The sequence below is a fragment of the Pseudomonas sp. C8002 genome, assembly GCF_013385765.1.
GTDB lineage: Bacteria > Pseudomonadota > Gammaproteobacteria > Pseudomonadales > Pseudomonadaceae > Aquipseudomonas.
The window spans coordinates 1-18,493 of sequence record NZ_JACAPJ010000053.1 but is presented as its reverse complement, the minus strand read 5'-3'; the positions used below and the strand labels follow the sequence as shown (position 1 = coordinate 18,493).

19 protein-coding genes are annotated in these 18,493 nt (G+C 61.4%); 3 read left to right on the top strand and 16 right to left on the bottom strand.

The genetic code is table 11. The annotated features are described in order from the left end of the window. Positions 1 to 13: 13 nt before the first annotated feature. The 3 genes from HX814_RS31185 (at position 14) to HX814_RS31175 (ending at position 1,912) form a co-directional block, all read left to right on the top strand. Positions 14 to 358, top strand: a complete 345-nt coding sequence (locus HX814_RS31185) for a hypothetical protein (RefSeq protein ID WP_003219222.1) — start codon at positions 14 to 16, stop codon at positions 356 to 358. 284 nt (positions 359 to 642) lie between these two features. After that, positions 643 to 1,071, top strand: a complete 429-nt coding sequence (locus HX814_RS31180) for a DUF4398 domain-containing protein (protein WP_003219226.1) — start codon at positions 643 to 645, stop codon at positions 1,069 to 1,071. A 55-nt stretch (positions 1,072 to 1,126) separates the two neighbouring features. Further along, positions 1,127 to 1,912, top strand: a complete 786-nt coding sequence (locus HX814_RS31175) for an OmpA family protein (protein WP_003219227.1) — start codon at positions 1,127 to 1,129, stop codon at positions 1,910 to 1,912. 28 nt (positions 1,913 to 1,940) lie between these two features. On the opposite strand, the gene HX814_RS31170 is transcribed toward HX814_RS31175, so the two are convergent. The 16 genes from HX814_RS31170 to HX814_RS31095 all read right to left on the bottom strand — a co-directional run bounded on the left by HX814_RS31170 (position 1,941) and on the right by HX814_RS31095 (position 18,239). Next, positions 1,941 to 2,174 (bottom strand): hypothetical protein, encoded by a 234-nt coding sequence (locus HX814_RS31170; RefSeq protein WP_008431103.1) that lies wholly within the window; start codon positions 2,172 to 2,174, stop codon positions 1,941 to 1,943. Between the two features lie 209 nt (positions 2,175 to 2,383). After that, on the bottom strand, positions 2,384 to 2,629 hold the full coding sequence (locus tag HX814_RS31165; protein WP_008431105.1) for a hypothetical protein: 246 nt from the start codon (positions 2,627 to 2,629) through the stop codon (positions 2,384 to 2,386). Between the two features lie 112 nt (positions 2,630 to 2,741). Continuing rightward, positions 2,742 to 3,068, bottom strand: coding sequence for a hypothetical protein (locus HX814_RS31160; protein WP_003219233.1), 327 nt, complete (start codon positions 3,066 to 3,068; stop codon positions 2,742 to 2,744). Continuing rightward, positions 3,065 to 3,970, bottom strand: coding sequence for an alpha/beta hydrolase (locus tag HX814_RS31155; protein WP_032898691.1), 906 nt, complete (start codon positions 3,968 to 3,970; stop codon positions 3,065 to 3,067). Before HX814_RS31155 ends, HX814_RS31160 begins: the two co-directional genes overlap by 4 nt. 172 nt (positions 3,971 to 4,142) lie before the next feature. Continuing rightward, complete coding sequence (locus HX814_RS31150; protein WP_177008492.1) at positions 4,143 to 5,420, bottom strand: flavohemoglobin expression-modulating QEGLA motif protein; 1,278 nt, start codon at positions 5,418 to 5,420, stop codon at positions 4,143 to 4,145. A 21-nt stretch (positions 5,421 to 5,441) separates the two neighbouring features. Continuing rightward, a complete protein-coding gene (locus HX814_RS31145) occupies positions 5,442 to 5,990 on the bottom strand; it encodes a hypothetical protein (RefSeq protein WP_177008491.1) in 549 nt (182 codons plus the stop codon). 16 nt (positions 5,991 to 6,006) lie between these two features. Then, positions 6,007 to 6,723: a TetR/AcrR family transcriptional regulator gene (locus HX814_RS31140; RefSeq protein ID WP_023659125.1), complete on the bottom strand. Its 717-nt coding sequence runs from the start codon at positions 6,721 to 6,723 to the stop codon at positions 6,007 to 6,009. 152 nt (positions 6,724 to 6,875) lie between these two features. Then, entirely contained in the window at positions 6,876 to 8,378 is a 1,503-nt protein-coding gene (gene lysS, locus HX814_RS31135; protein WP_003219243.1) for a lysine--tRNA ligase, read from the bottom strand. Positions 8,379 to 8,456: 78 nt separating this feature from the next. Continuing rightward, positions 8,457 to 9,552 (bottom strand): peptide chain release factor 2 gene (gene prfB / locus HX814_RS31130; protein ID WP_096236834.1). Its coding sequence is split into 2 segments (ribosomal slippage): positions 8,457 to 9,479 and positions 9,481 to 9,552, totalling 1,095 coding nucleotides; the frame shifts between segments, so codons are not numbered across the junction. A gap of 247 nt (positions 9,553 to 9,799) precedes the next feature. Beyond that, positions 9,800 to 10,801 carry a diguanylate cyclase gene (locus HX814_RS31125; protein WP_003219248.1) on the bottom strand — a complete coding sequence of 334 codons (1,002 nt, stop codon included), beginning with the start codon at positions 10,799 to 10,801 and terminating at the stop codon, positions 9,800 to 9,802. Positions 10,802 to 10,852: 51 nt separating this feature from the next. Further along, the gene (locus tag HX814_RS31120; protein ID WP_003219250.1) at positions 10,853 to 11,863 is read right to left on the bottom strand and encodes a chemotaxis response regulator protein-glutamate methylesterase; all 1,011 of its coding nucleotides are present in this window, start codon (positions 11,861 to 11,863) and stop codon (positions 10,853 to 10,855) included. Beyond that, positions 11,860 to 14,163 carry a hybrid sensor histidine kinase/response regulator gene (locus HX814_RS31115; protein WP_177008490.1) on the bottom strand — a complete coding sequence of 768 codons (2,304 nt, stop codon included), beginning with the start codon at positions 14,161 to 14,163 and terminating at the stop codon, positions 11,860 to 11,862. The genes HX814_RS31120 and HX814_RS31115 overlap by 4 nt, the downstream gene beginning before the upstream one ends. Continuing rightward, positions 14,160 to 14,846 (bottom strand): chemotaxis protein CheW, encoded by a 687-nt coding sequence (locus tag HX814_RS31110; RefSeq protein ID WP_177015451.1) that lies wholly within the window; start codon positions 14,844 to 14,846, stop codon positions 14,160 to 14,162. Before HX814_RS31110 ends, HX814_RS31115 begins: the two co-directional genes overlap by 4 nt. After that, on the bottom strand, positions 14,843 to 16,105 hold the full coding sequence (locus tag HX814_RS31105; protein WP_134325821.1) for a protein-glutamate O-methyltransferase CheR: 1,263 nt from the start codon (positions 16,103 to 16,105) through the stop codon (positions 14,843 to 14,845). The genes HX814_RS31110 and HX814_RS31105 overlap by 4 nt, the downstream gene beginning before the upstream one ends. Further along, on the bottom strand, positions 16,105 to 16,617 hold the full coding sequence (locus HX814_RS31100; RefSeq protein ID WP_177008488.1) for a chemotaxis protein CheW: 513 nt from the start codon (positions 16,615 to 16,617) through the stop codon (positions 16,105 to 16,107). Before HX814_RS31100 ends, HX814_RS31105 begins: the two co-directional genes overlap by 1 nt. Continuing rightward, the gene (locus HX814_RS31095; RefSeq protein ID WP_003219261.1) at positions 16,617 to 18,239 is read right to left on the bottom strand and encodes a methyl-accepting chemotaxis protein; all 1,623 of its coding nucleotides are present in this window, start codon (positions 18,237 to 18,239) and stop codon (positions 16,617 to 16,619) included. The genes HX814_RS31100 and HX814_RS31095 overlap by 1 nt, the downstream gene beginning before the upstream one ends. Positions 18,240 to 18,493 lie beyond the last annotated feature (254 nt).

Here is an 18,493-nt window from a genome sequence, read left to right as displayed (position 1 = left end):
CATTGAGGTTGCCATGAAAATCCGAGAACTGGCCCAGCATTGGGAAGAAAACGCCAAGGGTCGCCTGACCAAAACCGAATACGCCATCCATCTGGACGTGGAAGCCGCCGCCAGGCTGGCGGCGATCTCCGAGATGTACCCCAAACGCCATACCGAAGAACTGCTCGGCGAGTTGATTGGCGCAGCCCTCGAAGAGCTGGAAGCGAGCTTTCCCTATATCAAGGGCAAGCAGGTGATTGCCACCGATGAGGAAGGCGATCCGCTGTATGAGGATGTCGGCCCAACCCCACGGTTTCTCAGCCTGTCACGGCGTTACCTGCACGATTTGTCAGCTCAGTCCGACAAGCAGAAACACTAGTAAACCTGCGCCTCAAACCCCTTGACCTCCCGTATTCAGGGCCTCCCACAGGCCCTGGATACCGCTGCGCCATGCAAAAGTTCCAACTTTTAAACGCTGACCGTTCAGTCAAATATTTTTTTAGGCAAATCGCCATCTTCGCTGAACTATTCAAAAAAGCCTCCGGTCACAGCCAGTAAGCCATCACTTGGAACAGCCGTTTGAATAGGCGTCCTGAGCTAACCGCCGGGCCCCGCAGACACTGCAAGCCGGAGATGGATTTGATGTTTTTCAGGAGTTACCTAATGGAGTTGAAGACGATGAAGACCAGCACTGCCAAAACCTCGTTTAACCACCTGCGCGGGCTTAAATTGGCCGCGCTGGCAATCGGCACCAGCTTCGTACTGGCTGGCTGCGCCGGCAACCCGCCGACCGAGCAATACGCTGTGACCCAATCTGCGGTGAACAGCGCTGTCAGCGCCGGCGGTACCGAGTTCGCAGCCGTGGAGATGAAGTCTGCCCAGGACAAACTGAAGCAAGCTGAAATCGCCATGCACGACAAGAACTACGACGAAGCCCGTCGCCTGGCCGAACAGTCCGAGTGGGACGCTCGCGTAGCAGAGCGTAAAGCCCAGGCTGCCAAGGCCGAACAGGCTGTGAAGGATTCCCAGAAAGCTGTTCAGGAGCTGCGTCAGGAAGGCATGCGCCCGGCTGTGATCCAGCCGCAACAATAAGCCGCCGCCCCTGATTGCATTGCACCCGAAACCGAATTGAAAGGACGACACGACTATGCGTAAACAATTGATGATCCCTGCCCTGCTGGCGATGAGCGTTGCTCTGGCGGCTTGCTCCACCCCGCCGAACCAGAACCTGGAAAATGCTCGGACCAACTTCTCGGCCCTGCAAGCCAACCCGCAAGCCACCAAGGTAGCGGCGCTGGAAACCAAAGACGCCAGCGACTGGCTGGACAAGGCTGACAAGGCCTACCGCGACAAGGAAGACCAGAAGAAGGTCGACCAACTGGCCTACCTGACCAACCAGCGCGTTGAAGTGGCCAAGGACACCATCGTCCTGCGTGAGTCCGAAGCCAAGCTGAAAAACGCCGGTGACGAACGTGCCCGCGCCCTGCTGCAGGCCCGTGACGCGCAGATCAAGCAACTGCAAGACAGCTTGAACGCCAAGCAGACTGATCGCGGCACGCTGGTGACCTTTGGTGACGTGCTGTTCGCCACCAACAAGTCGGACCTCAAGTCCAGCGGCCTGGTGAACATCACCAAGCTGGCGCAGTTCCTGCGCGATAACCCGGACCGTAAAGTGATCGTCGAAGGCTACACCGACAGCACCGGTTCCGACTCGTACAACCAGAGCCTGTCCGAGCGCCGCGCCGCTTCCGTACAGCGCGCACTGGCCAACCAGGGTGTGGATATCTCGCGCATCGTGACCCAGGGCTATGGCAAGGAATACCCGGTTGCCGATAACGGCAGCGTTTCGGGCCGCGCCATGAACCGCCGCGTTGAAGTGACCATCTCCAACGACAACCAGCCGGTCAAGCCACGTTCTTCGATGGCCAACTGATCGATTGATGCTGGAAAAAAAACCCACGTTACTGTGGGTTTTTTTTCGGGTCGTCGAACCGCACAGGTCGGTTGGGATCCTCGGCTGGTAGCTCTATCTTCCCGCCGTAGCCATGTTCCGACAGCTTGTCGAGCAAGTGCTTGAGCTTATGATCCTCGGCGTCGAGCATTTCCAGCTTCTCGTGCCCCCTGAGCATGTTCACCATGTTGCTTATTGCAGCAATATCTATCGCCACCTTCTCGCCCCGACTCGTGTAAATCACATCGCTTCTGTGGTGCGTTACGCAATACGGTTCCAGATATTTCCATCATCAACTACAACTGCACCGGAGGGCCCAGCCCGCACACCACGCCGCCCGCTCCGTCGCTGAATGATCGTTTGAGGCCGCATGAAAAATCCCGCCAAATGGCGGGATTCTTTTATTTGCAGGCCAGGAATCAAGAGGTCCCAGTGCGCTTCAAGAGCATCGGGTCAGTAGCTTACTTGCGCCGAGTTATCCTGCTCCTGCCCTTTGAGTTGGGCCAGCTCCGCCTCGAGCCTCTTGAGCCTTTCCTCAAGGCTTTCTTCGCCCTGCGCGCCCTGTGCACCACCGCCTCCTTGGGCGATCTGGTTCTTCAACTTCTGAATATCTTGTTCCAATTGCTGAAGTCGCGAATCACCTCCCCCCGCACCGGCAGTGAATGGGGAAGACGAGTTGTTTACGCGAGGAATGTCCATTCAAGTGACTCCAAATTAAGTATCCGAGATAACCGATCCAGCGCTGCTGGCCAGTACGGAATCTGTGGCAATCCACTTAAAATGGTTCCAGACCTTTCCCACTTGACTCGCGCTACTGCTCCAATTGCGGCGTTTCCTGCCCCATGCAACGCACTGCCTGCTTCTTGCTGTTGACCAGTACGCCGGTCAGCCCTTTCTGTTCGGTATCAAACAGCACCAGTACGCCATCAACGCATTGCGCCACCTGGGCGGCCGGGGTCAGGGAGATTTTGTAATCCTCGCCCGGCACGGTCTTGAGCATGGTGAAGTCGCTGAGCAGCAACGCATCCTCGGGCTTGGCGAAGTGCAAATAGCCGTAGTACCACAGGCAGCCAACGGTACCGATGATGGTGCCGATGCCGGTGAGGATCAGGGGGATCATGTTGCGTTCTTCGCTCATTGCGGGTTCTCTGCGTTGGAATTCGGGGCCGCCGGGTAATTGGGGATTTCCCCCAGGCGGCGCAGCCCGTTGAAATGCTGGGGGTCGTCCAGGTAGCGCAGCATCACGGTTTGCCAGGTCTTGTCGGCAAAGGTTTGCACGTGGCCACCCCGGGTCAGTTGCAGCACCCGCGGTGGCGGCGCAGCCTGATACAGGCGAATGCCGTTGGAGAGCGGCACGATCGGGTCATCCAGGCTATGGAATAACAATTTCGGCACGCCGGTCAGCCGGGGCATGGCGTTGATCGCACTGTCGCCGTCCGGCACCAGCCACGACAACGGCACCTGGAACGGCCATGTTAGCCAGGAGGTGCTGAGGGCGAATTGTCCTACGTCACGATAACTGGCCGGCACACCGTCCAGTACCAGCGCCTTGAGCTGCGGCTGACGTTCGGGATGTTCCGCCAGGTAGTGCACCACTAGCGCGCCGCCCAGGCTTTGGCCGAGCACGATCAGTGGCTGGCCCTGGGTTTCGGGGGCGTTGTCGATCCACTTGAAAGCGGCGTCGATGTCCTGGTAAACCGCCGGCAGCGAAGGTTCGCCTTCGGACAGCCCGTAGCCGCGATAGTCCACCAACAGCACTTGATAGCCCTGCTCCGGCAGCCACCAGCTGCCGCCGAGGTGCCAGGCGAGATTGCCGCCATTGCCGTGCAGGTGCAGCACCGTGCCCTTGAGCGGCACGCCGGCCTTGGCCGGCAGCCACCAGGCGTGGAGCTTCAGGCCATCGGCGGTGGTCAATGTGACGTCACGGTATTGCAGGCGAGCCTTTTCCGGGGTGAACGGCATGCCGCGCTCCGGATAGAACAATAAGGAGCTGCAGCCGTTAAGGGTCAGTAGCAGGCAAAGAATGCCGAGGATTCTCATCCGTTGAAGCCTCGTGAATGGGTTGGGAACGATCCTGAAGACCTATGGAGATCAAAGGTGGAGCGGGCTTGCTCGCGAATGCGGTGATTCAGTAACCACATCTGTTGCTGATACACCGCATTCGCGAGCAAGCCCGCTCCCACATTTTGACTGAGTTCCTTCAGAGATATCGTTAAAGGATATTGGAGTAATCCGCCTCGATCCGGTCCAGGCTCAAATGGTTGAGGAAGTTGGAGAAACACATCCACGCCGCCAACGCATTCATGTCGCGGAACTGATCCGGCAGGTATTTGGGTGGCACCACCAGGCCTTCGTCCACCAGTTGGCGCAGGGTACGCATGTCTTCCAGGGTGGTCTTGCCGCAGAACAACAACGGCACTTGCTCCAGCTTGCCTTTGCGCACGGCCAACTGAATGTAGTTGTAAACCATGATAAAGCCCTTGAGGTAGGACAAATCCTTGGTAAACGGCAGACCCGTAGGCGTCGACCCACGGAAAACCCGGCTCGCGTTGCCGTAGCTTTCCGCCATCTCAAAGCCCTGCTCACGGAAGAACTCGAACACCTGCAGGAAGTCGGCTCCCTGCTCCACCATATGAATGGCGCGAGTGCGGTTGGTCAGCTTGCGCAGGCGGCTGGGGTAGGAGGCGAAGGTGATGATTTCCATCAGGATCGCCAGGCCTTCCTGGGTCACGGTCGACGAGGGCGGGCCCTTGGACAGGAAGGTGCAGATCGGCTGGTTTTGCCCATTGAGGGTGGTGCCCACGTGCACCAGGCCTTCATGGACCTCCAGGGCGCGCACGTCGCGGTCGTTGAACATCGCGTCGGCGCGGATCTTGATGTAGTCGGCACCTGCCGCCGCATCCGCCACGATACCGTCGGACTCGAACACCCGGATGGTTTCCTCGGCCTCGCCGAATACCTTGTTCAGGCGGCTCTGCAGCAGGTTGACGGCGTCCTTGGCGGTCAGGGTCTTGGCTTCGTCCTTGAGGTCGCCACGGCCATCGATATTGTTCAGGTAGTCCGACATCATCAGGCCGAGGTCGGCCAGGGTCGGGTCACCGGCATGGAACGCATCGGAAGCGGCGCCATACAGCTCCTGGGAGATCAGGCCGAAATCCTCGGTGCCCCGCGCTTCGAGCATGCGCACCACCATGCGGTATTCCTTGCACATGCGCCGCATGATCTGCCCGACCGGGTTGAACTGGCCAAGCTGGCGGGTGATGTCGCGCTCGATGTTCTGGAACTCCAGCTTCACCGCGCTGGAATCGAACGACAGCGGCCGGGCCAGGTAGTAGTCGCGGTCCACCGCCGGCATTTCCTTGCCCTTGGCCTTGAGGAATCCCTGGCGAATATTCTCGTCCCACTTCACGGCGTCGAGGACGCGAATCGGTGTTTGCGCCAGCACAATGCGATCGGACAAGGCGCGTATCGTCTGCTGGTAATCGTCCACCCGGTACTTCCTCTTTAAACGTTATTTGCCTGCACGCTGGTAGCGCACGGCTTCGACGAACACATCGGCATTGGCCGGATCATCCAGGTACGCAAATACCCGGGCCATGGAACTGTCAATCAACACACCGGCACCCTCGACGGTTTCGACGGTGCTGCCACTCAGGACCTTCTGGCCGACCGCCTGGTGGACCTGATCCAGGTCGAGGTTGTAGATCACCAGCTCGTGCTCATCATTCAATTCGAACCCGGCGAGGATGTAATGCCCGCCGAACCTGGCCGGCAATGGCGCCGACAGATACCAGCGGCTGCCATGCCGGGAAACCGTGAACAGGTACTCATCCCGCTGGCCCGGCTTGGCCTTAGGGTAGCTCACGGCTTTGTAGCGGTGCTCACCGACGCGGCTGATTTGCAGGTTGAGCGGCTCACCCCAGGCGTTTTTGCTGGCCCATTTGCCAAGCAGACCATCAGGCGCCGCCTCGCTGGCGGGCAACGGGTCCTTGAAGGTCACCAGGCAACCGCTGAGCAACAGGAACGACAAGGCGATCACGACGACGCGCCAGGCTTTCATTGGACAATCCCCTGTGTCAGACCGAAGCCAACACCAAATGCATGTAACGCTTGAGGATCTCAAGCATTTCTTCGCTGGTCAGAGGCTCTGCGCCGCCCAGCAGGCCCTGATATTCCATCCGACCGATAATCGCCGTCAACACTTTGGCATCCTGTTGCGGCTCGCGGGAACCCAATACCTGGAAAAACTGGCAAGTGCCCTGCAGCAGGATTTGCTGGTGGGAGCGCACCAGCTCGGCCAGGCGCGGGTTCAGCAGCGCTTCCTGGCGAAACGCCTGCTCGGCCATCAGGTGCTCACGGCGGTTGAGCAATTGGCGTTGCACGTAATCGGCGGTCAGGCGCGCGATGTCATCCGCCAGTTGCGAGCGCGACTGCGGGCTGCCGTCGCCATAAGCCACCATCTCGCGCAGCAGGCCTTCGTTACGCACCCACAACTTGCCCATGAACGCGGCGCTGCGCTCCACATATTGGGCGAAGGTGTCGGTGAGCAGGTCGTCGATGTCCTTGAAGTAATAGGTGGTGGCCGACAACGGCACACCGGCTTCCGCCGCCACCGCACGGTGACGCACGGCACGCACGCCTTCGCGTACCACGATGCGCATCGCTGCATCGAGAATGTCCTGCCTGCGCTGCTCACTGCCCCGGCGACTGGCCTTGCGGCCCTGGTACTGAACACTTTCAGCCACGGCAGCGGCAATGCCGGCGGCACCCTTTTGAGCCATTACGCGGTTCACGACGGATCTTCCTCCACAGTGTGACGCGGAGCGTCACGGGCTGCGTTCCCACGCGGAGCGTGGGAACGATCACCTGGCGCTGTTTACTTGACGCTTATAAACGCCACATAAAAAAGCCGCCTTATAAAAGGCGGCTTCGGATTTCGCTACGGTTACGCTTGTGGCCGCATGTGCGGGAACAAGATCACGTCACGGATCGACGGCGAGTTGGTCAACAACATCACCAACCGGTCGATGCCGATACCTTCACCGGCGGTAGGCGGCATGCCGTATTCCAGGGCGCGTACGAAGTCGGCGTCGTAGTGCATCGCCTCGTCGTCGCCAGCGTCCTTGTCGGCCACCTGGGCCATGAAGCGCTCGGCCTGGTCTTCGGCATCGTTCAGCTCGGAGTAGGCGTTGGCGATTTCACGGCCGCCGATGAACAGCTCGAAACGGTCGGTGACGTTCGGGTTGTCATCGTTGCGACGGGCCAGCGGCGACACTTCGAACGGGTACTGGGTAATGAAGTGCGGCTGCTCCAGCTTGTGCTCCACCAGCTCTTCGAAAATCATCACCTGCAATTTGCCCAGGCCTTCGAAGCCCAGCACCTTGGCGCCGGCTTTCTTGGCGATGGCGCGGGCCTTGTCGATGTCGTTCAGGTCATCGGCGGTCAGCTCAGGGTTGTACTTGAGGATCGAGTCGAACACCGACAGGCGCACGAACGGCTCGCCGAAGTGGAACACCTTGTCGCCGTATGGCACGTCGGTGGTGCCCAGGACCAGTTGCGCCAGTTCGCGGAACAGTTCCTCGGTCAGGTCCATGTTGTCTTCGTAGTCGGCGTAGGCCTGGTAGAACTCCAACATGGTGAATTCAGGGTTGTGACGAGTCGAAACGCCTTCGTTACGGAAGTTGCGGTTGATCTCGAACACTTTTTCGAAGCCGCCAACAACAAGCCGCTTGAGGTACAGCTCAGGCGCAATACGCAGGAACATTTCCATGTCCAGCGCGTTGTGGTGGGTTTCGAATGGCTTGGCTGCGGCACCACCCGGGATGGTTTGCAGCATCGGCGTTTCAACTTCGAGGAAGTCGCGCTTCATCAGGAAGCTGCGGATGTGCGCAATAACCTGCGAACGCACGCGGAAGGTCTGGCGCACTTCTTCGTTGACGATCAGGTCAACGTAGCGCTGGCGATAGCGCTGCTCGGTGTCGGTCAGGCCGTGGTGCTTGTCCGGCAGCGGGCGCAGGGATTTGGTCAGCAGGCGCACGCTGGTCATTTCAACGTACAGGTCACCCTTGCCGGAACGGGCCAGGGTGCCTTCGGCGGCAATGATGTCGCCCATGTCCCAGGTTTTCACCGAGGCCAGGGTTTCTTCGGACAGGGTTTTACGGTTGACGTAGACCTGGATGCGACCGGTCATGTCCTGGATCACCATGAACGAGCCACGGTTGAGCATGATGCGACCGGCAACCTTGACCGGGATTGCAGCCTCTGCCAGCTCTTCCTTGGTCTTGTCCGCGTACTGTTTCTGCAAGGCATCGCAGTAGTTTTCGCGGCGGAAGTCGTTCGGGAAGGCATTGCCCTTGGCGCGCTCGGCAGCAAGCTTTTCCTTGCGCAGGGCGATCAGGGAGTTTTCTTCCTGTTGCAGGGCTTGCGGGTCGAGTTGTTGGTCGCTCATGTCTTTAAATTTTCCATCAGGTTCGTTGTCCCCGGCCTGCGGCCGGGGATCGCCGGCAAGCCGGCTCCTACAAAGGAGTTACAGGCCAGATTTCAGGCTGGCTTCCAGGTATTCGTCGATATCACCGTCGAGCACCTTGTCGCAGTCGCTGCGTTCAATGTTGGTACGCAGATCCTTGATCCGCGACGCGTCGAGCACATACGAGCGGATCTGGTGACCCCAGCCGATATCCGACTTGGTGTCTTCCAGCGCCTGGGACGCGGCGTTGCGTTTCTGCATTTCCTGCTCGTACAACTTGGCCCGCAGCATTTTCATGGCGGTGTCCTTGTTCGCGTGCTGGGAACGTTCGTTCTGGCAGCTCACCACGGTATTGGTCGGTACGTGGGTAATACGTACGGCCGAGTCGGTGGTGTTTACGTGCTGGCCACCGGCACCGGAGGAACGGTAGGTGTCGATCCGCAGGTCTGCCGGGTTGATCTCGATTTCCACCTTGTCGTCGATCTCTGGCGAGACGAAAACGGCGGAGAACGAAGTGTGGCGACGGTTACCGGAGTCGAACGGGCTCTTGCGCACCAGGCGGTGTACACCGATCTCGGTCCGCAGCCAGCCAAAGGCGTATTCGCCCTTGATGTGCACGGTCGCGCCCTTGATGCCGGCGACTTCACCGGCCGACAGTTCCATGATGGTCGCGTCGAAACCGCGTTTGTCGGCCCAGCGCAGGTACATGCGCAACAGGATGTTGGCCCAGTCCTGGGCTTCGGTGCCGCCGGAACCGGCCTGGATGTCCAGGTAGGCGTTGTTCGGGTCCATTTCATGGCTGAACATGCGGCGGAATTCGAGTTTGGCGAGGTTTTCCTCGAGACGGGCCAGCTCGGCGACGACATCGCCCACTGCGCCTTCGTCGTTTTCTTCGACGGCCATGTCCAGCAGGTCGCGGCAATCGCCCAGACCGGTGTTCAATTCGTCGAGGGTGTCGACGATCTGCGCCAGCGCAGCGCGCTCGCGGCCCAGTTCCTGGGCGTATTCAGGTTTGTTCCAGACAGCCGGATCTTCAAGCTCGCGATTGACTTCGGTCAGACGCTCATGCTTTTGATCGTAGTCAAAGATACCCCCGAATAGTTTCGGAGCGCTCGGACAGGTCCTTGATGGTGTTAAGGATCGGGTTGATTTCCATGGCGGGCAGCACTCGTTGGCGAACTTTTGAAAGCCGACGAGTATAACGACAAACGGCTGATAACGGCAGTCCGCTTGGCCGAAAAGGCGGGGATATGCACCATCCAGACAGCGATGAAGATCAAATGTGGGAGCGGGCTTGCTCGCGAATGCGGTGGTTCAGTCGCCAGATGCATTGACTGACACACCGCATTCGCGAGCAAGCCCGCTCCCACATTAGGTCTGCGACATCCCGCAGACCGTATTCCCTACTCGATCCCCACCTGATTGCGCCCATTGTGCTTGGCCAGGTACAGGCCCTTGTCCGCCGCCGAGATCAATTGCCGGCAATCGGTACCCTGCACCGGGGTCATGGTCGCCAAGCCAATACTGATGGTCAGGCTCGCCCCTTCTGCCGGGGCAATGTGCGGGATTTTCAGGCTCGCCACCGCCTGGCGCAGCTTCTCGGCCACCAGCCGCGCACCGCCCGGCGAGGTATTGGGCAGCACCAGGGCAAACTCTTCACCGCCATAACGCGCCGGCAAATCCGAAGGACGGCTGCTGGCATCACGAATGGTCGCCGCCACCTTGCGCAACGCCTCGTCGCCTTCCAGGTGGCCGAAACTGTCGTTGTAGGTCTTGAAGAAGTCCACGTCGATCATCAGCAGCGACAGTTGGGTCTGGTCACGCATGGCGCGGCGCCATTCCAGTTCCAGGTATTCGTCGAAATGCCGGCGATTGGACAGCCCGGTCAGGCCGTCGGAGTTCATCAGCCGTTGCAGCACCAGGTTGGTGTCCAGCAACTGCTGTTGGCTGACCCGCAGCGCCCGGTAGGCCGCGTCCCGTTGCAACAGGGTCATGTAGGAGCGCGAGTGATAGCGGATGCGCGCCACCAGTTCGATGTTATCGGGCAGCTTGACCAGGTAATCGTTGGCCCCGGCAGCAAACGCCGCGCTCTTGATCAGCGGGTCTTCCTTGGTGGAAAGCACGATGATCGGGATGTTCTGCGTCGCCGGGTGATTGCGGTATTCGCGCACCAGGGTCAGGCCATCGAGACCCGGCATCACCAGGTCCTGCAGGATCACCGTCGGCTTGATACGGATCGCCTGGGCAATGGCCTGGTGCGGATCGGCGCAAAAGTGGAAGTCGATATTGTCTTCATGGGCCAGGCCCCGGCGTACGGCCTCGCCGATCATCGCCTGGTCGTCGACGAGCAGCACCATGGCGGCGTTTTCGTCGGTCTTGAAGTCGTCGAGCTGCAAATCATTCATTTACGGTCACCTGAATTACTACCTGCAGGCCAGGACAGCGTGTGATATCGGTCATTTTGCGAATACCTCCAGCAATCGTGGCGCAATTCTGTCCAATGGGCGAATTTCAACAGCCGCGTCAATCGCCGCTGCCGCTTTGGGCATGCCGTAAACAGCACAGCTTTGCTGGTCCTGCGCGATGGTCAGGTAGCCTTGCTGACGCATCAACTTAAGTCCCTGGGCGCCATCACGCCCCATCCCCGTCAGCAGCACGCCAACGGCATCGCCATTCCAGTAGCTGGCGACGCTCTCGAAAAACACGTCGATGGACGGCCGGTAAATCTCATTCACAGGTTCGGCGGTATAGGCCAGCGTGCCGTTCTTCAGCAGACGAATGTGATGGTTGGTGCCCGCCAGCAACACGACGCCACTTTGGGGCGGCTCGCCTTCCCGGGCCAGGCGCACCGGCAGGCCCGAGGCACTGCTCAGCCATTCGGCCATGCCGGCGGCGAACACTTGGTCCACATGCTGCACCAGCACAATGGCCGGCGAGAAGTCCCGGGGCAAGCCCTTGAGCAGGGATTCCAGGGCAGCCGGGCCGCCTGCGGACGAACCGATGGCCACCAGGCTCTGGCGTTTGCCCGTGGCCCGCTGGGGCGCAGGCTCGGCCCGCACGCGGCTGCCACGCTGGCCAATCAGCCAGCCGATATTGAGGATCTTGCGCAACAGCGGTGCCGCGGCGTCCTTCGGATTGCCCACGCCCAGTGCAGGGGTGTCAACCACGTCCAGGGCGCCATGGCCCATGGCTTCGAATACACGGCTGACGTTGGCCTGGCGGTCGACGGTGACAATCAGGATCGCACAAGGCGTCTCGGCCATGATCTGCCGGGTGGCCTCCACACCGTCCATCACCGGCATGATCAGGTCCATCAGAATCAGGTCGGGCGTGAACTCGGCGCAACGCTGCACTGCTTCCAGGCCGTTGCCCGCAACCCACACCACTTCGTGGGCCGGCTCTAGGCTCAACGCCCGGCGCAAGGCCTCCACGGCCATGGGCATGTCATTGACGATCGCAATCCTCATGCCCGTGCTCCTCCAATCAGCTCCACCACCGCGTCCAACAGCGCATCGTCATGGAAGCTGGCCTTGGCTAGATAATAGTCGGCGCCGGCGTCCAGTCCACGGCGACGGTCTTCTTCCCGATCCTTGTAGGAAACAACCATCACCGGCAGGGATTGCAGGCGAGTATCACGGCGCAAGAGTGTGACCAATTCAATACCGTCCATGCGAGGCATATCAATGTCCGTGATCAGCAGGTCGAAGTCTTCGGAGCGCAGCGCGTTCCAGCCATCCATGCCATCGACCGCCACGGCCACTTCATAACCGCGATTAAGTAACAATTTGCGTTGCAGCTCACGCACGGTCAGCGAGTCATCCACCACCAGAATACGCTTGCGCGGTGCTTCGAGGGTTTGCTGGGTGCGTCGGGCGATGCGCTCCAGACGACCGGTATTCAGCAGTTTGTCCACCGATCGCAGCATGTCTTCGACGTCGACGATCAGCACCACCGAACCGTCATCGAGCAACGCTCCGGCGGAGATGTCCTGGACCTTGCCCAACCGGTCGTCCAGGGGCAATACCACCAGCGTGCGCTCGCCGATAAAACGCTCCACGGCAATCCCGTAGACCGCATCGCGCTCGCGGATCACCACGACCTTCAGGGTTTCCTGACTGCCCTGCCCCGGCGGGCGCTGCAGCAACTGGCTGGCGGCGACCAGGCCGACATGCCGGCCTTCGTGCCAGAAATGCTGGCGGCCTTCCAGTTGCACGATGTCGTCGGGCGCAAGATCGCACATGCGCTCGATGTGGGCCAGCGGGAAGGCGTAGGCCTCTTCGCCAACTTCCACCACCAGGCTGCGCACTACCGACAGGGTCAACGGCACCTCCAGGTGGAAGCGACTGCCCTGCCCCGCCGTCTGCTCCAGCACCACCGCGCCGCGCAACTGGCGCACCATATGCTGCACCGCATCCAGGCCGACCCCGCGCCCCGAGACCTCGGTGACCTTGTCCCGCAGGCTGAACCCCGGCAGGAACAGGAACGTGAGCAGTTCCTCTTCGCTCAGGCGCAGGGCGGTTTCCACCGGCGACAAATGCCGGTCGACGATGGTGCCGCGCAGGCGCTCCAGGTCGACACCGTTACCGTCGTCGCTCAACTCCAGCACCAGCAAGCCGGCCTGGTGAGACGCCCGCAGGCGGATCAGGCCTTCAGCCGGTTTGCCCGCCAGCAGGCGTTGCTCGGGCATTTCAATGCCGTGGTCCACAGCATTGCGCAGTAAATGGGTCAGCGGCGCTTCGAGCTTTTCCAGCACATCGCGGTCGACCTGGGTTTTCTCGCCTTCGATTTCCAGGCGCACCTGTTTACCGAGGCTGCGGCCCAGGTCACGCACCATGCGCACCTGCCCGGCCAGCACGTCGGCAAACGGCCGCATGCGGCACGCCAGCGCCGTGTCGTACAAGACTTGGGCGCGTTGCCCGGCCTGCCAGCCGAACTCGTCGATTTCGGCGGTTTTTTCCGCGAGCAGCGCCTGGGCTTCGCTCAACAGGCGGCGGGTGTCGGCCAGGGCTTCCTGGGCTTCCAGGCTCAGGTCGACGGTCTTGAGGTGGCCGTCGAGGTTTTCCAGGGCGCGGGCACTGTTGCTCTGGATGCGCTTGAGGCGTTGCAAGCTGGCGAGGTAAGGCTTGAGCCGCTGGGTTTCCACCAGGGACTTGCTGGACAGGTCCAACAGGCTGTTCAAGCGTTCGGCGGTCACCCGCAACACCCGCTCTCCGCCTTCGGTCATGCGCTTATTTTGGCGTGGCAGTTCGGCACTGACCGGCGGCGCGGGTTCGGGCTCCGGCGGCAGGGTCAGCAGCGCTTCCATCGACAATTCAGGTTCTGGCGCGGGTGTGGGCGGCGGCGCAGGCTTTGGCGCAGTGGGCGGCGCGACTTTCTGCGACGGATCGAGCAACCGCTCCATCAATGCCACATAGGACTCGATGTCCGCCGGGCCCACGGTGTTGCCCGGCGTGGCAATGCGCATCAACAAATCGGTGCCTTGCAGCAGTGCGTCGATATGTTCCGGCAGCAGGTACAAGCGGCTTTCCTGGGCGCTGACCAGGCAATCCTCCATCACGTGGGCCACGCTGACCCCCGCGTCCACCCCGACAATCCGCGCCGCGCCCTTCAGGGAATGGGCGGCGCGCATGCAGGCTTCGAGCTGGTCGGCCTGGGTCGGGTTGCGCTCCAGGGCCAGCAGGCCGGCGCTGAGCACCTGGGTCTGGGCGTCGGCTTCCAGGCTGAACAGCTCCAGCAGCGAGGCATCGCGCATCTGGTCGGGGGTCATGTGAGGCTCCGGGTCACGGCAGACAACAATTGCGCCTCGTCCAGCCAGCGCAGGCTGCGGCCTTTCCACTGCAACACCCCTTGGGTATAGCGGGCGCTGGCCTGGGTGCCGGAGGCAGACGCCGCGTTCAAGGTGCGTTCATCAATGGCATGGATACCGTCCACTTCGTCCACCGGCACCACCACCGGGCCGTCCTGCGCCGCGATGATCAGCATGCGCCGCATGATTCGTGCGCCACTGGGGCCGCTGCCGGTGCTGTCCAGCCCCAGCAATTCCACCAGGGACAGGCACGCCACCAGTGCGCCACGCACGTTGGCCACGCCCAGCAAGGCGCGGGAACGCTGATGGGGCAAGGAATGGATCGGCTGCAACGGCGCCACTTCCACCAGGCAGCGAGTGGCGATGCCCAGCCATTCTTCGCCGAGGCGGAACATCAGCAGCGAACGGGTGAGGACATCACCCTCGACTTCCGGCGTCGCGACGGGGCGGTGATCGTCCTGCTGCAAGGCATAACGGTCGAGCAGGCGCGTGGCGGCGGCGGAATACACCGAGCAATTGCGACAGTGAATGTGCTCGGCCAGCAGCGGGCAGGACTTGTCACCGTGGATGCCGATGCGGTTCCAGCAGTCATCGATGGCCTGGGTATCGGCCAGGGTCAGGTTCAGGTCGGGATCCAGGGTCATGATTTACGCTCACTGTCAGCTCGCTCGCTGCGCGCGGCACGAGCCTGCAAACGCCGGGCGCCGGCGACATCGCCCTGGGACTCGAGCAACGCGGCCAGGTGCATCAAGGCCTGCGGGTGCTGGGGTTCCAGGTACAAGGCTTTTCTGTAATAACCCTGGGCTTCCAGGGCGCTGCCGGCCACATCGCTGAGCAGGCCCAGCCAATAAAACACCTGGGCCGCCGGCGGATGGCTCTGCAAATAACGCTCGCAGGCAGCACGGGCTTCCAGGCTCTTGCCTTCATTGGCCAGGGTCGCAATCTGACTGAGCAGATCGGCGGCGTCCGACTGCGGGGGCGGCGGCTTGATCGGTACCACTTGGGCACTGACGGTGCTGAACGGCCGGGGCCTGGTCGGGATAGGCGCGGCACTGCGCTGAGGAATCGGCGCGGGCATCGGCACAAATACCGGTTCAGGCGCGGGCTCCGCATGCCGGCTGAAGGCAAACGACTGCGGCACGCCAATCGAACGCATGCCCAGGCGCCCCAGCAGGCTGCCTTCGGCAGGCCCGATAAACAGCACGCCGTCGACGTGGGTCAGGCCCTTGAGCACTTCAAACACCTGCTTCTGGGTCGGCTGGTCGAAGTAGATCAGCAGGTTGCGGCAGAACACAAAATCGTAGGTGGGCTCGTTGGCCAGCAGCGTGGGGTCCAGCAGGTTGCCCACCTGCAGGCGCACTTGTTCGCGTACCCGGTCGGCAATCCGGTAGCCGTCGGTTTGCTCGGTGAAGTGGCGATCGCGGAACTCGAGGTCCTGGCCGCGAAACGAATTCTTGCCGTACACCCCACGGCGGGCGCGCTCCACCGACAGCGGGCTGACGTCCATGCCCTGCACCTTGAACTGATGCGGTGCAAGCCCGGCGTCGAGCAAGGCCATGGCAATCGAATAGGGTTCTTCGCCGGTGGAACACGGCAGGCTGAGGATCCGCAGGGCGCGCATCTGCTTGATTTCGGCCAGGCGGGCGACCGCCAGCCGGCCCAGGGTGGCGAAGGATTCGGGGTAACGGAAAAACCAGGTTTCGGGGACGATCACCGCTTCGATCAGCGCTTGCTGTTCGTCGGTGGAGGCCTGCAATTGCTGCCAGTATTGATCGGCGGTCTGCGCGCTGAGCGCCATGCTGCGCTGGCGTACGGCACGCTCGATGATCGCTTCGCCCACCGAGGCAACGTCCAGGCCAATGCGCTCCTTAAGGAAGTCGAAGAAGCGTTGATCACTGCTCATCAACCCTCCTCGCCCGCGGCAGACAGCAGCGCCTGCACGTCAGCCGTCAGCAGGTCCGCCACGCCGATCCACTGCATCAAGCCACGCTCGTCTTCGCGCACCGGGCCCAGGTAACGTGCCTGGCGGTTGTCCAGGCCGTAGGGCTGGAACTCCGCCGGGTCACAGCGCAGGGTATCGGTGGCCTGTTCGAGGATCAGCCCCAGCCAGCGTGCCGGAGTGAGTGCATCCGGCTGATAATTGACCAACACCAGGCGCGTGCTGGTGCGGGCCTGGGCCGGCGTACCGAAGGTCAAGGCACTGAGATCGATCACCGGCACCAGCGCCCCGCGATGGGCAAAGATCCCGGCGACCCACGCAGGCGCATGGGCAATGGGCTTGAGCGGCAGGCGCGGCAGCACCTCGGCCACTTCCGTGGCCTTGAGGGCATACCGTTCATTACCGATGTGAAACACCAGGAACAGTGCTTTCTTCACTGCCGCAACGGCACCGCGTTTAGCCGCGAGGTCGTTCATCAGACTTTAAAACGCGACACGCCGCTGCGCAGGCCGACGGCGACCTGGCTCAGCTCGTCGATGGCAAAGCTGGCCTGACGCAGGGACTCCACGGTCTGGCTGCTGGCATCGCCCAACTGCACCAGCGCATGGTTGATCTGCTCGGCGCCGGTGGCCTGGGCCTGCATGCCTTCGTTGACCATCAACACCCGTGGCGCCAGGGCCTGCACCTGATGGATGATCTGCGACAGCTGCTCGCCCACCTGCTGCACCTCGAACATGCCACGGCGCACTTCTTCAGAGAACTTGTCCATGCCCATCACCCCGGCCGACACCGCCGACTGGATCTCGCGCACCATCTGCTCGATGTCGTAGGTGGCCACGGCGGTCTGGTCGGCCAGGCGCCGCACTTCGGTGGCCACCACGGCAAACCCGCGACCGTACTCACCGGCCTTCTCGGCCTCGATGGCAGCGTTGAGGGACAACAGGTTGGTCTGGTCGGCGACCTTGACGATGGTCACCACCACCTGGTTGATGTTGCCGGCCTTCTCATTGAGGATCGCCAGCTTGGCGTTCACCAGGTCGGCCGCGCCCATCACCGAGTGCATGGTTTCTTCCATGCGCGCCAGGCCTTGCTGGCCGGAGCCGGCGGCCACCGAGGCCTGGTCGGCGGCGGTGGAGACTTCGGTCATGGTACGGACCAAGTCCTTGGAAGTAGCAGCGATCTCCCGCGAAGTAGCGCCGATCTCGGTGGTCGTCGCGGCGGTTTCAGTGGCCGTGGCCTGTTGTTGCTTGGAAGTCGCGGCAATCTCGGTGACCGAGGTAGTGACCTGTACCGAAGAGCGCTGTGCCTGGGACACCAGGGCGGTGAGCTCGGTCATCATGTCGTTGAAGCCGGTCTCTACTGCGCCGAATTCGTCCTTGCGTTCGAGGTTCAGGCGTTTGCTCAAGTCGCCGGTGCGCATGGTTTCGAGGATGTCGACGATGCGTTTCATCGGCGCCATGATCGCGCGCATCAGCAGCAGGCCGCAGAGGCCGGCGGCGAGGATCGCGAGGATCAGCGAGACGCCCATGCTGATTTTTGCAGCGGACACGGCGTCGTCGATAGCGTTGGTGGCGCGGTCCGCGACGTTTTTGTTTTCGGTGATGATGTCGTTGAGCTTCATGCGGCCTGCGGTCCAGGTCGGGGTCAGCTCTTCGTCGAACACTTTGCGGGCGGCGGCGACGTCATTGCGTTGCAGGTTTTCAGTGACTGCGGCCAAAGCCTTGTTGTAGGCCTGGTGCAGGGCTTCGAACTTATCGAACTCGGCCTGATCCTCAGCGCCGTTGATAGTTGCCTTGTAATTGGCCATTTGCGTGATGATGCGCGCTTCGAAGGACTTGTAGTCGGCCTTGTCGGCTTCGGTGAGTGTCTTGTCTTTGCGCAGGCCGATGATGTCGAGGGTGTCGAGGTAGCTGTCGACCCATGCGCTGCGGATCATGGAGCTTAGGTAGACCCCGGGGACTGCGTCATCGCGGACTGACTCTTCGCCAGCCTCGATCTTCAACAGGCGTGAATACGAGACCACTACCATCAGCAGCATGATCGCGATGATGACCGCAAAGCTCGCCAAAATCCGTTGGCGCAAGGTCCAGTTCTTCACAGTAATTCCTCGAGGGCCATTCAAATGGAGAGGAGTATAGCTGAGCGGATGCCATCATTAATCAACGGGTTGTGGGATCTGGGTCACGCTCGGGGGAGGAAAGTTTTCTTGGGGGGGGGCATATCCGTTGCTGCGGTAACGGCTGCTATTGGTTCCGCTCTTACAGCGGCTCACTTTTGAACAGCGCAAAAGTAAGCAAAACGCTCTTGCCCCACCACTCGGCACCTCGCCTAGGCTCGGTGTGCCCTCACTCC